The organism is Bacillus sp. FSL R5-0416 (genome assembly GCF_037975425.1).
Lineage (GTDB): Bacteria > Bacillota > Bacilli > Bacillales > Bacillaceae > Bacillus > Bacillus subtilis.
On record NZ_CP150252.1, the window covers coordinates 4,150,824 to 4,163,052 of the forward strand.

General features: G+C 46.1%; 13 protein-coding genes and 2 pseudogenes. 3 read left to right on the forward strand and 12 right to left on the reverse strand.

From position 1 onward, the window contains the following. The 5 genes from NYE20_RS21835 to NYE20_RS21855 form a co-directional block, all read right to left on the reverse strand. A complete protein-coding gene (locus NYE20_RS21835; RefSeq protein WP_041850289.1) occupies positions 1-171 on the reverse strand; it encodes a hypothetical protein in 171 nt (56 codons plus the stop codon). 103 nt (positions 172-274) lie between these two features. Continuing rightward, positions 275-523 (reverse strand): DUF2651 family protein, encoded by a 249-nt coding sequence (locus NYE20_RS21840; protein WP_041850288.1) that lies wholly within the window; start codon positions 521-523, stop codon positions 275-277. 15 nt (positions 524-538) lie between these two features. Then, on the reverse strand, positions 539-1,702 hold the full coding sequence (locus NYE20_RS21845) for a hypothetical protein (protein ID WP_161621091.1): 1,164 nt from the start codon (positions 1,700-1,702) through the stop codon (positions 539-541). Between the two features lie 10 nt (positions 1,703-1,712). Beyond that, positions 1,713-2,450: a YiiX/YebB-like N1pC/P60 family cysteine hydrolase gene (locus NYE20_RS21850; protein ID WP_003243470.1), complete on the reverse strand. Its 738-nt coding sequence runs from the start codon at positions 2,448-2,450 to the stop codon at positions 1,713-1,715. A gap of 140 nt (positions 2,451-2,590) precedes the next feature. Continuing rightward, positions 2,591-3,061, reverse strand: coding sequence for a GNAT family N-acetyltransferase (locus NYE20_RS21855; RefSeq protein WP_038828994.1), 471 nt, complete (start codon positions 3,059-3,061; stop codon positions 2,591-2,593). Between the two features lie 110 nt (positions 3,062-3,171). Here NYE20_RS21855 and rapG point away from each other — a divergent pair, with 110 nt between their 5' ends. Both rapG and NYE20_RS21865 read left to right on the forward strand, forming a co-directional pair. Further along, positions 3,172-4,269, forward strand: a complete 1,098-nt coding sequence (gene rapG / locus NYE20_RS21860; RefSeq protein ID WP_017695778.1) for a response regulator aspartate phosphatase RapG — start codon at positions 3,172-3,174, stop codon at positions 4,267-4,269. Then, positions 4,270-4,386, forward strand: coding sequence for a Phr family secreted Rap phosphatase inhibitor (locus NYE20_RS21865; RefSeq protein WP_003226961.1), 117 nt, complete (start codon positions 4,270-4,272; stop codon positions 4,384-4,386). 34 nt (positions 4,387-4,420) lie between these two features. Here the strand turns inward: NYE20_RS21865 and rocF are convergent, their stop codons facing one another. From rocF to rocD, 3 genes are all read right to left on the reverse strand, one after another. Then, the gene (gene rocF, locus NYE20_RS21870; RefSeq protein WP_161621090.1) at positions 4,421-5,311 is read right to left on the reverse strand and encodes an arginase; all 891 of its coding nucleotides are present in this window, start codon (positions 5,309-5,311) and stop codon (positions 4,421-4,423) included. Between the two features lie 72 nt (positions 5,312-5,383). After that, a complete protein-coding gene (locus NYE20_RS21875; protein ID WP_032730280.1) occupies positions 5,384-6,787 on the reverse strand; it encodes an amino acid permease in 1,404 nt (467 codons plus the stop codon). Positions 6,788-7,009: 222 nt separating this feature from the next. Next, the gene (rocD, locus tag NYE20_RS21880) at positions 7,010-8,215 is read right to left on the reverse strand and encodes an ornithine aminotransferase (RefSeq protein ID WP_033882758.1); all 1,206 of its coding nucleotides are present in this window, start codon (positions 8,213-8,215) and stop codon (positions 7,010-7,012) included. Between the two features lie 240 nt (positions 8,216-8,455). Between rocD and rocR the strand changes: the two genes are divergently transcribed. Continuing rightward, a complete protein-coding gene (gene rocR, locus NYE20_RS21885; protein ID WP_072173758.1) occupies positions 8,456-9,841 on the forward strand; it encodes an arginine utilization regulatory protein RocR in 1,386 nt (461 codons plus the stop codon). Here rocR and NYE20_RS21890 read toward each other — a convergent pair. The 4 genes and pseudogenes from NYE20_RS21890 to NYE20_RS21905 all read right to left on the reverse strand — a co-directional run. Next, positions 9,823-9,984 (reverse strand): annotated as a pseudogene (locus tag NYE20_RS21890) (ATP-binding protein); the annotation flags it as partial. The gene rocR and the pseudogene NYE20_RS21890 sit on opposite strands and share 19 nt — an antisense overlap. Before the next feature lie 18 nt (positions 9,985-10,002). Then, a pseudogene (locus tag NYE20_RS21895) lies at positions 10,003-10,131 on the reverse strand (hypothetical protein). 19 nt (positions 10,132-10,150) lie between these two features. Next, positions 10,151-11,353, reverse strand: coding sequence for a serine protease HtrC (htrC, locus tag NYE20_RS21900; RefSeq protein ID WP_041850281.1), 1,203 nt, complete (start codon positions 11,351-11,353; stop codon positions 10,151-10,153). 81 nt (positions 11,354-11,434) lie between these two features. Next, a complete protein-coding gene (locus NYE20_RS21905) occupies positions 11,435-12,229 on the reverse strand; it encodes an MBL fold metallo-hydrolase (RefSeq protein WP_003226939.1) in 795 nt (264 codons plus the stop codon).

Consider the following 12,229-nt stretch of genomic DNA (forward strand, 5'->3'; position numbering starts at 1 on the left):
TCACGACTGTTTTTTCTGTATTCTTACAACAACAAATATGCCAAGAAAGCAGCCAATAATGGTTCCGGCTATGTCTAAAAAGTCGACTTTACATCCATTTAACAGGAACACAGTAATGGCCGAAACCAGGCAGATCATAACTGCCAGAAGAATAACCCGTTTGGTGCGCATGTAATTCCTCCTTTGGATTCGTTTCTAAAACATACCCAAAATCTCTGCAAACTTCGGTTCAACAAAAAAAGAGACTTCATACCAGTCTCTTCATAATTTGAGATCACTCAAAAAATTTCCTGAGAAATAATGTGACAATACTGGTTACCAACGCAATCGCCGTATACATAACAACCCAAAACATGAATGAGCTATTGCCCGAAGCTAACGTAAATAACAATATCAAGCTCGCGATAAGGACGATGAGCGGTGCCACCCAAAACCTCTTAAATAAAAAATGACCCGCTATACCAAATACACCTGCGATGATCGGAAAACCAAAAACGATAAATAAAACGGCGATGGCTCCCATACTAACCTCCTTGCCTTAAAACCTCTTCATCACCTCAACATCATACAGCTTCAAATGACTCTTCGGCGTCACGACATCCTTTACCTTCCCAATCTCTTTTTCTTTCATTTTCTTTCCGGTTTTCAGATTGTACTGTTCAATGTAGGCAGGCTTGTGATACGTGTATGTGAAGAAATAGAGGCTGCTGCCTTTTTGGGTGATTTCTTTGAAATCGGCTTTCATTTTGTCCGGGGAAAGGGTGAAGGCGATGCTTGTTTTTCCTGTCTTGGCATCGATTTTGTGTACCTTTCCGAAGCCGTCAATGAAATACAGGTTCCCGTCATAAGGGAAAAAGCTGTTTTTAAAGCTGAAGGGCATGGAGCTGTATATCGTTTGTTCGTCGTTTTTGTATTCGGCGATATCGTGCAGCTCTACTTCGCCGCTTTTTTTGTTGATCTTGACCATTTGATAGAGATTGTGGGCTTTTTGGCCGCGAACCATAACATAAACAGCTTGGTCGTCCACAGCAAGCTGGGATTCGACTGAGGCTCCTTCCCGGTACTGCCATTCCGTTACTTTGTGATAAGTGAGCTTCTTTTGATCTGCTTGAATCTGAAGGAGCTGATAGCCTTTTCCGTCAGCTGTCGGGACGAGTGCGTAAATGGCGCCATCATGAAAACCGGAGGCTCGGATGTAGTAGGGGATGACGTCTTTTTTCCACTCTCCGTCCATTTGGCGGTACAGCTCTGAGCGGTATCCTTCTTTCTTTTTGTCGTAGCCGGAGTTGTATAAGGTGTAAAAGCCGTCCGTGTTTTGCAGAAAGCCTGCGCTGTCCCCTGTGTGCTGATAGGTTCTTTTATGAGATCTCAGGCCGTCTTTAATCGTATAAATCGTGTTTTTGTCCTCCAGCATCACGCTGTCGCCGTGAACCTTGGCTGATCCCAGCTCAAGGCCCTTCATCTGAAATGAAGACAGCGACCCATCCTGGCTGATAAACAGGGCGTAGCTTTTCCCGCCGCCAAATGCATCTTGATCCGCAGAGGATGAGAAATACAGCAGGACTTCTTTGTCATCCAGGAAATCGGGGTTTCTGAGATCCTGCTGACTCACGGTTTTATGGCTTTTGAGAGGAGAAATGAAGACAAATAGTGCGATTCCTGCGAGAATCAGCATGGCGATGGTAATCATCCACTTTTTCATATCCTTCTCCTTAGTAAATGGTCATGATGGTTGTCGTATACGAAGAACTTGTGATGTCGCGCGGATACACGCCTAAGCCTCCGTTGCTGTCTATATCAATGCCTGCTTTCAGCAAAAAGGCAGACCATAGGAGCTTTGAACAGTTTTTGGCGCCGTCATGGCCGGTATTTCTGTTATTGACGAAATTAAATGAGTATGGGTCGCCGACTTTTGATACCGCCCAGTCGGCAGCAGCTGTTTTTTGAGATGAGGATACGCTGACGGTTTGCACAATGGAGTTGTCTTCCACGTCTCTGGCATTATAAGCGATCTGCCTGACGCCGTCGCTCGGGACAGATTCAACAATTTTGTCAGCAGCGGAGTACATGCCGACGTGGCCGTGATTGTAGTAGGCTGTGTAGGAGTTCGTGTAATAGATATTGCCTTTCGCGCTTGTCGGGAGTTTTTTCGTGCCGGACGACCCGCCCATGATAGACATGCCGCTTTCCTTCGCGAGCCGGTCCCCCTCTGCTTTATCAGCCGTGATTTCCTTATAGAACTGTTTTAGGATAACGTCCTGCTTTACGTGCTGCTGTTTGGCAATCTGGCTGGCAGATTTCATGATTTCTTCCGGTGTCGTGCCTGGCTGCAGTGCGGCGATTTCTTCAGCATAATTTGTGGTCTTTACGGCTTTGGCGGGAGTAACAAACAGGCCGCCGCACATTGTAAGCGCTACCAAAAACATCGACACTCGTTTCTTCAACTTCATTACATCTCCTCTTTTCTTGTGAGTGTAGGAAAGGTAATTTCCTCACCCACATTATATTAGGAAAATAAGGAAAGTAACTAGGTTATTTACAGAATTTTTAGATATCATTTACAGAAAAAGGCCTTTATCGGCCCTTTTCGTTAAAGCTTCTTGCTCATCACTACGTCTGTTTCTTGAAATCCGGTTTGCTCATATAGCTTTCGCGCCGTCTGATTATGAGCAAAGACATGAAGGGACAGCTTGCGGATTCCCATACTGCGTGCCGTTTGATCTAATGCCGCCAATGCTTGCTTTGCGTAGCCCTTTCCCCGATACGGATCATATAACCCGAAATCATAAATAAACGCTTCCTGCTGCGGATGTTCCGGCTCAGCATGTATCCAGAGCCAGCCAACGATATCCTTTTCATTCAGCTTGAGGCTCCACAAATGGTGATGGGGTGTTTCCAGCCCTCTCGGAAGCAGATTAGAAAACGCCTGCTTAGACAAAAGCTGTGCATCTTCAGGCAGCCATGTTCCCGCTTTTACCTTTTCTTTCGCGTAATGCTTTGTTGTGTACGTGAGATAAGACCGAAATTCTTCTGTCTGCATAGGGCTCAGCATAATTGTCATATCATCTCTCCTTCATATATTGACTAGAGGATTTTACATAAAATAGAAAGAGGTGTTACTATCAGAATAAGCAACTGAGATTGATAAGTCACTAGAGAAAGGAGTTTCACATGAATAAGATCGCACCCGCAGAAATCGCTAGCATGCTCAACGATTGGTACCTTGCTATCAAGAAACATGAAGTGGAAGAGTCCTCCCGTTTATTTGAAGAAGTGAAGCCTTTATTGGATGACATGGAAGAGGATCAGGAGGTGCTGGCCTACTTCTCCTTATTGGAACTGCGCCACAAGGTTTTGCTTCACGAGGCGAGAGGACAGGGCTTTCAGCATGAGGAGCCTTCTCATATGAATGCTACGTCTGACATGCTGAAATATTACTTTTTTCTGTTTGAAGGCATGTATGAGGCCTATAAAAATAATTATGACATTGCCATTGGGCTGTATAAAGATGCAGAGCAGTATCTCGACAACATTCCCGATCCGATTGAAAAAGCCGAATTTCACCTGAAGGTCGGAAAGCTCTATTATAAGCTTGGACAAAATATTGTATCCCTCAATCATACACGGCAAGCAGTCAAAACATTCAGAGAAGAGACAGATTATAAAAAGAAGCTGGCTTCAGCGCTGATTACCATGTCAGGCAATTTTACAGAGATGAGCCAGTTTGAAGAAGCTGAGGCTTATTTGGACGAAGCAATTCGGATCACGAGTGAATTAGAGGATCATTTTTTTGAAGCCCAGCTTTTGCATAACTTCGGCCTTCTTCATGCGCAAAGCGGCAAATCAGAAGAAGCGGTTTCGAAATTAGAGGAGGCTCTACGGAACGATGAGTATGCCCGCTCCGCCTATTATTATCATTCTGCCTACTTGCTGATACGAGAACTGTTTAAGATCAAAAAGAAAGAACAGGCCTTATCTTATTACCAAGACGTGAAGGAAAAATTGACTGCTGAGCCGAATAGAATATGTGAGGCAAAAATAGACATTTTATATGCCATTTATGCAGAAGGGGGTCATGCGGAAACGTTTCACTTATGCAAACAACATATGGATGACTTGTTGTCCGAGAAAGAGTATGACAGTGTAAGAGAACTTTCCATTTTGGCTGGCGAACGGTATAGGGAACTTGAGCTTTACAAAGAAGCTGCCCACTTTTTTTATGAAGCATTACAGATTGAAGAACTGATTAAACGAACGGAGGTTATATAAATGAAAAGATTTCTGATTGGCGCAGGCGTCGCAGCGGTGATTTTATCAGGTTGGTTTATTGCAGACCATCAAACCCACTCACAGGAAATGAAAGTCGCTGAGAAAATGATTGGATAAATGAAAAACCCCCGCGGGTGCGGGGGTTTTCTTATTACAGCAGCTTCTTCCCTAGCAGAGATTCTACGAGCTCTACTGCTGTTTTACCCGTTTTGTTTTTGTGATCAAGGATCGGGTTAACCTCAACGAATTCGGCTGAGGTAATGATGCCTGCGTCATACAGCATTTCCATAGCCAAATGGCTCTCCCGGTAGCTGATGCCGCCGACGACAGGGGTTCCGACACCCGGTGCGTCGTTCGGATCAAGTCCGTCCAGATCAAGGCTCAGATGGACGCCATCACATGCTGATAAATAATTAAGGGTTTCTTCAATGACCTTTGTCATGCCAAGACGGTCGATTTCGTGCATTGTGTACACCTTCATGCCGCTTTCCTTAATGTACTTGCGCTCCCCTTCATCAAGTGACCGGGCGCCAATGATGACGACGTTTTCCGGTTTGATTTTAGGCGCGTAGCCTTCAAGGTTAACCAGTGACTCGTGGCCAATGCCGAGGCTGACCGCGAGCGGCATGCCGTGAATATTGCCCGATGGTGAAGTTTCAAGTGTATTCAAATCGCCGTGCGCGTCATACCAGATGACGCCGAGATTATCGTAATGCTTAGCTGTGCCTGCAAGCGTGCCGATCGCAATACTGTGGTCACCGCCCAGGACAAGCGGGAATTTTTTCTCTTCAATGACTTTGTTGACCTTTTGCGCGAGTTTTTCATTTCCCGCCAAAACGGAATTCAGGTTTTTCAGTTCCTCGTCATTTTTGATTTTTTCGCGGTTGATCGGAATGTCACCGAGATCTTCAACCGTATACCCCATGTCTGACAGCCGCTCGATCAGATGAGCGTACCGGATGGCACTCGGGCCCATATCTACTCCGCGTCGTGCTTGTCCTAAATCCATTGGCATTCCAATAACCGAAATCGTTTTATCCATCTGTGATTCCACCTCAACATTTAAGATAATGTCCTATGCGGGTTCTAACAAAGATGACTTACGGACAACGTTTTAAAGCTCTAGCTGACGATTCGCCTGCTGGCGTTTTTTAATGACAACATGATAAATGATGTAGCAAATGACCATAAATGGTACGCCGCAATACAGCGCGATACGCTGCTCCGGATCAAATGCAAGACTGATGAGCACGACCGTATTTAATGTTAGGCCGATCAGCGGAAGCACCGGGTACAGCGGTGTTTTAAATTTCAGATCTTCTATCTTCCCGCCCTCACGGATATATTTGCGTCTGAACATGATTTGGGAAAGCGAGATCGTAATCCAGCCGACCTGCGCGCTCATGCCCGCCAAAGATAACAGTACCATATATACAGTTTCAGCCTGCGCAAACTTTGTCAGAAGGGATAGGCAGGCCACAGCCATCGTTACGATTAACGAGTACATCGGCACACCGCGCTGATTTGTTTTGCCGAGCGCTTTGAAGGCTTGTCCTTCATTCGCCATCGCATACAGAATACGTGTCGATGCGTATAAACCTGAATTCGCAACAGATAACAGCGCGATTAAAATAACAAAGTTCATGATATCAGCTGCATATGGGATTCCGATTTGCTCAAATACGGCAACAAATGGACTTTCCACGACACCCGCCTGTTTCCACGGAATCATGCCGGCAATGACAATGATTGAAAGCACAAAGAAGACAAGCGTTCTCCATACTGTCTGTTTGATTGACCGTGGAATCGTTTTTTCAGGGTCTTCACTTTCTCCGGCTGCAACCCCGATCAGCTCAGTCCCCTGAAACGCAAAGTTCACGGTAATCATCGTAATCAGCATTGCCTTTATGCCGTTCGGAAATAACCCGTCTTCATAAAAATGTGTCAAAAACGGCGCATGCTCTCCACCCTTCAGATCAATCAGGCCAAACATGGCAGCTCCGCCGAGAATAATAAATAAAAGGATAATCAAAATTTTAATACCTGAGAACCAGAATTCAGATTCCGCAAAGGCTTTTGTGGTGATCGCATTTAAAATAAACATCAGTGCCGCAAAGACCAGACACCAGATCCACACGTCTATATGCGGAAACCAGCGTTGCATCAGCTGCCCCGCTGATAAAAATTCAATGGCGCATGTAACCGCCCAGCCGAGCCAGTACAGCCAGCCGAACGCAAACCCGAAGGCCGGGCTGATAAATTTCGTGGCATAGGTCTGGAAGGACCCCGACACAGGAAAGGCGACTGCCAGCTCTCCTAAGCAGAGCATGGTCAAAAACATGATAAAGCCGCCCACTAAATAGGACAGAACCGCGCCGAGCGGTCCCGCTTGGTTAATGGTAAACCCGGTTCCAAGGAAGAAACCGGTTCCGATCACTCCGCCCAATGAAATCATGAACAAGTGGCGCGATTTCATTGTCCGCTGGAGCTGATTTCCGTTATCTTGGTTTGTATTCACATTCTGCACCCCTTCAGCAACTTGTATTGGATCTAAGCTGGAACATCTGCATGGTGCTATCCCAGTTTGCTGTCCAAAGAGCCTCTATCTATTTAATATAAAATTCACTTCTTCTCATAAAGATACATTATACTAAAATACTGTAGCTGAGCAAATAGGGAGTGCTGATTTTTCTGTTGTAAATTTATACAAACGAAGTGAATATCCCGCCATGGTGCGGATTTATGCGTTTTGCAGCACGTGCTTAATTTTCTCTATCGCCCAATCCAAATCCTCTTTGGAAATGATTAATGGCGGTGCAAAACGAATGACTGTATCATGCGTTTCCTTGCATAAAAGCCCTTCTTCCTTCAAACGCTCACAATACGGACGTGCGGCTTCAGTCAATTCCACACCGATAAACAGCCCTCTGCCACGAACTTCTTTAATAACCGGGTTGTCAATGCTCTCAAGCTCGCTTTTAAAGTATTCGCCAAGCTCAAGAGAACGATCCGCCAGCTTTTCATCCTCCAGCACTTCTAATGAAGCGATAGACACTGCACATGCAAGCGGGTTTCCGCCAAATGTTGAGCCGTGTGAGCCAGGGTTAAACACGCCTAGGATCTCGCGGTCCGCCGCAATGCATGAGATCGGGAACACACCGCCGCCAAGCGCTTTGCCCAAGATATACATATCCGGAACGATGCCGTCCCAGTCACAGGCAAATGTCTTGCCTGTACGTCCGAGACCCGTTTGAATTTCATCCGCAATAAACAAGACATTCTCTTCCTTACAAATCGCCGCCGCTTCCTGTAAAAATCCTTCCGGCGGAATCACAATGCCCGCTTCGCCTTGAATCGGTTCAAACAAGAATGCCGCTGTATTCGGCGTAATGGCCTGTCGAAGCGCTTCCACATCGCCGTAAGGAATGAGTTTGATTCCCGGAAGCATCGGGCCGAATCCTCGTTTATATTCCTCTTCAGAAGAGAGAGATACCGCCAGCATCGTGCGGCCGTGGAAGTTCCCGACACATGCGATAATTTCCGCTTGATTGTCAGCTACGCCCTTCACTTCATACGCCCAGCGTCTCGCCGCTTTCACCGCGGATTCAACCGCTTCGGCTCCTGTATTCATCGGCAGAATCATCTCTTTGCCTGTCAGTTTAGCTGTTTTTTCGTAAAACGGCCCAAGCTGATCGTTATGAAACGCGCGTGACGTGAGGGTGATTTTATCAGCCTGATCCTTTAATGCCTGAATGATTTTCGGGTGTCTGTGCCCCTGGTTTACCGCAGAGTAAGCACTCAGCATATCCATATATTCATTGCCTTCCGGGTCCTTTACCCAAGCACCCAGCGCTTCAGAAATAACAATCGGGAGCGGATGATAATTGTTGGCTCCGTAATGAGACGTCTGATCAATAATTTCTTTGGATTTAGATAAAGCTGGCATATTTGAATTCCCCCTTGTTTTCTGTTTCAACATGTTATCCTGCTTTCCCTTTATATAAATGCAAGTTCTGTGCCAAATCAAGAATTCGTGTGTTTTCTACAATTTTCGAGGACAAGGTGCAAAAACATTCTGATATTTCGAGCAAAAATTCCAGCAAGTGCAAAATTCTTTTGCATATCCTCTCCATTTTTTTATAAAATAGAAGCAATATTAAGAAAATAATTGAGGGAGGTTCATACAGTGGTCAAAGACAGCGAATTCCTCACATTGGTTTTTCAGAGTATTTTAGATGAAATCGATGTTGGCCTGCACGTGGTAGACGAGCATGGAAACACAATCGTTTATAACAATAAAATGATGCAGATTGAAGATATGGAGAAGCATGACGTCTTGAATAAAAACCTGATGGATGTGTTTATGTTTTCAAAGCAGCAGGACAGCACACTGGTACAGGCTCTTCAGGAAGGCAAGACGATTAAAAATGTGAAGCAGAGCTACTTCAATAATAAGGGCCAGGAAATCACGACGATCAATCATACATATCCCATCGTCCAAGACGGCAAAATCAAGGGCGCCGTTGAAATTGCCAAGGATGTGACAAAGCTTGAACGGCTGATCAGGGAGAATATGAACAAAAAAGGCAGCACAACCTATACGTTTGACAGTATTCTCGGCACCAGTCCGGCCATTCGAGACGTCATCGAAAACGCCAAGCGGGCAACCCGTACGTCATCATCTGTCCTTCTCGCAGGCGAAACCGGCACGGGAAAAGAACTGTTCGCGCAAAGTATCCATAATGGAAGCGATCGTTCTGGCGGCCCGTTTATTTCGCAAAACTGTGCGGCACTGCCAGACAGCCTTGTGGAAAGCATCTTGTTCGGAACGAAAAAAGGCGCGTTTACCGGCGCTGTCGACCAGCCCGGCCTGTTTGAACAAGCCCACGGCGGCACGCTGCTGTTAGATGAAATCAACTCGCTGAATCTCAGCCTTCAGGCGAAGCTGCTGCGCGCCCTTCAAGAGCGGAAAATCAGGCGCATCGGTTCAACAAAGGATACACCGATTGACGTACGTATTATTGCCACGATGAATGAAGATCCAATTGATGCAATTGCAGGCGAACGAATGCGGAAGGACTTGTATTACAGACTGAGTGTCGTGACGCTGATCATCCCGCCGCTTCGGGAACGAAAAGAAGACATTTTGCTTCTCGCGTCGGAGTTCATGCAGAAAAACAACCATCTGTTCCAAATGAATGTTGAACACATCAGCGATGACGTGAAGCAATTTTTCCTTTCTTATGACTGGCCGGGAAATATTCGCGAGCTCGAGCATATGATCGAAGGCGCAATGAATTTCATGACGGACGAGCAAACGATTACGGCTTCCCATCTGCCCTATCAATACCGAATGAAAATCAAGCCGGCTGACATCCCAGAGCCTGAAACACCAAGACACCAGCCGGCCGCGGACTTAAAAGAAAAAATGGAAAGCTTCGAAAAATATGTGATAGAGAACGTGTTAAGAAAACACGGCCATAACATCTCGAAAGCTGCTCAGGAGCTTGGCATCAGCAGACAAAGCCTCCAATATCGGCTGAAGAAATTTTCTCACTCGTCTAACGAATAATCCGGAGCAGGAAGCCTGATCAGAAAAACAGTGCCTCTGCCTATTTTACTTTTCACGTCAATCGACCCATTGTGGCTGTCGATAATCGATTTCGTTATGGCAAGACCCAATCCCGAACCTCCATATTTCCGGGAGAATGCTGAAAATGAAGGTATTTGCAGCTAACTGCCATTTGCTGTTTCACGTGTAACATCCATCTTGTATTTTTCTTCATATTCGATATATCCTTTTCAACTGAACGGGCGTGACCCCTGTTCAGTTTTTTTTTGCATATCAAAACAGCCTGGCAACGATGCCAGACTGCTATGATTAACTGCCTAATTGGTCTGCAGAGGACAGCTTGATGTCTACAGATTTTTCTTTTCCGCCGCGGTAAAACTTCACCTTCACCCGGTCACCGACTTTTTTCTGATAAAGCCGTTTTCGCAGGTCAACAATATCATTTACTTTGTATCCGTCAAATTCCGTGATGACATCCAGTTCCTTCAGCCCCGCTTTTCCAGCAGGTGAAAAGGCGTCTACACCCATCACAACCGCTCCATTGGTAACATTCTTAGGAAGCTTTAATGTTTCATCCCAATGATAGCTTGCGATGTCACTTAGCGATTTCATCTCAATGCCAAGGAACGGGCGTTTGACCTTTCCGTATCTCTCTAAATCCTCTATCACAGGGATCACGAGCTTAGAGGGAATCGACAGGCCAATCCCTTCAACCGCCGACTCGGCAATTTTCATTGAATTGATGCCGATGACCTTCCCATCCATATTTAACAAAGCACCGCCGCTGTTCCCAGGGTTAATGGCCGCATCTGTTTGCAGGACTTCTGCGTTCCAGTCAGGCTGTCCATCACCGTTTGAATCCACTGGGATCGCCCTCTCCGTACCTGAGATGACGCCTTGTGTGACAGAACCTGCAAACTCAAGGCCTAACGGATTCCCGATCGCAATAACCGGCTCGCCAGACTTCACTTTATCTGAATTTCCGAAATCGGCGACTGCTTTAATTTTATTGCTTTTCACCCGTAAAACGGCAAGGTCCATCAGCTGGTCGCTGCCGACAAGTTCAGCTGATATGCGTGAGCCGTCTTTCAAGCTGATTTCAATTTGGGAAGCGCCTTCGATGACATGATGGTTGGTCACGACATAAGCGGAGTTGTCATTTTTCTTATAGATGACGCCTGAGCCGCTTCCAGCCTCGCCGCTCTCTCCCCAAATATCTGATTTTTGGATGTTCACAACACCGACAACGGCGGGCGACACATTGCTGACAATCTTGGTGACGGCATTGTTGACACTGACATTTACCGTCCTGATTGATTCCCGGCCATTGTTGTTTTGCTGCTGATCTAAGGCGCCTGTATCCAGCCCTTCATTTGAAAGGTACGGCATGATAAACGCCATTAATACGGCACCGACAATCACGCCAATCAGACTCGAAAGAAAATATCCTTTTTTGCTTCTCTTTGGCTGTTCAGGAGTAGTATGTTCTTCCTCACGTTCGTAATCCACCATATTCCATCCTTTCCAAGAACGTTAATATGGTTATATTGTGGGTTAGAAACTCCTAGAATAGTCATGATTTACATAGAAAAATTATACAGCGCAAAGCGGAGTGGCCTTCTTCGGATCGGTGTCGTATAAGTCAAATGTCTCACCCGTCACAAATCCTTTAGAAGCCAATGTCTGCTGCACAGACATTCTTGCCAGCTCCTTCATGTTGTTGTCCTGGCTCAAATGCGCCAGGTAAATACGAGACGTCTCATCGCCAATGACATCCGTCATCGCCAAAGCAGCATCTTCATTTGACACGTGCCCGACGTCACTTAAAATCCGCCGCTTAATGCTCCATGGGTATCTCCCCATTTGCAGCATACCGACATCGTGATTGCTTTCAAACACAAATACATTCGCTGAACGGATAATGCCTTTCATCCGGTCGCTGACATATCCCGTATCTGTCATTAACGCGAGCTTTCGGCCGTTATAATGGAACACATAAAACATCGGTTCCGCCGCATCGTGGGAGACGCCAAACGATTCAACATCAAGTCCGCCAAACGACTTCACCGTCTCCATTGGAAATACAAACTTTTGATCGGTGTCAATTTTGCCGATTTGATTCTCCATCGCTTTCCAAGTCTTCTCATTCGCATAGATCGGCAGCTTGTACTTTCTGGCGACGACACCAAGGCCCTTAATATGGTCACTATGCTCATGCGTCACAAAAATGCCGTCTACATCATCCAGCTTACGCCCGATCTGCGCCATCAGCCCATCCATGGCTTTTCCGCTCAAACCGGCGTCCACTAAAAATGCGTGATCCTCTGTTTCGAGGTAAAACGCATTTCCCGTACTCCCGCTCGCAAGTACGCTAAATTGCAAGCTCAT

Coding starts and splice junctions, on each gene's coding strand:
- NYE20_RS21835 (WP_041850289.1), bottom strand. CDS start 171: ATGCGCACCAAACGGGTTATTCTTCTGGCAGTTATGATCTGCCTGGTT.
- NYE20_RS21840 (WP_041850288.1), bottom strand. CDS start 523: ATGGGAGCCATCGCCGTTTTATTTATCGTTTTTGGTTTTCCGATCATC.
- NYE20_RS21845 (WP_161621091.1), bottom strand. CDS start 1,702: ATGAAAAAGTGGATGATTACCATCGCCATGCTGATTCTCGCAGGAATC.
- NYE20_RS21850 (WP_003243470.1), bottom strand. CDS start 2,450: ATGAAGTTGAAGAAACGAGTGTCGATGTTTTTGGTAGCGCTTACAATG.
- NYE20_RS21855 (WP_038828994.1), bottom strand. CDS start 3,061: ATGACAATTATGCTGAGCCCTATGCAGACAGAAGAATTTCGGTCTTAT.
- rapG (WP_017695778.1), top strand. CDS start 3,172: ATGAATAAGATCGCACCCGCAGAAATCGCTAGCATGCTCAACGATTGG.
- NYE20_RS21865 (WP_003226961.1), top strand. CDS start 4,270: ATGAAAAGATTTCTGATTGGCGCAGGCGTCGCAGCGGTGATTTTATCA.
- rocF (WP_161621090.1), bottom strand. CDS start 5,311: ATGGATAAAACGATTTCGGTTATTGGAATGCCAATGGATTTAGGACAA.
- rocD (WP_033882758.1), bottom strand. CDS start 8,215: ATGCCAGCTTTATCTAAATCCAAAGAAATTATTGATCAGACGTCTCAT.
- htrC (WP_041850281.1), bottom strand. CDS start 11,353: ATGGTGGATTACGAACGTGAGGAAGAACATACTACTCCTGAACAGCCA.
- NYE20_RS21905 (WP_003226939.1), bottom strand. CDS start 12,229: ATGAGCTTGCAATTTAGCGTACTTGCGAGCGGGAGTACGGGAAATGCG.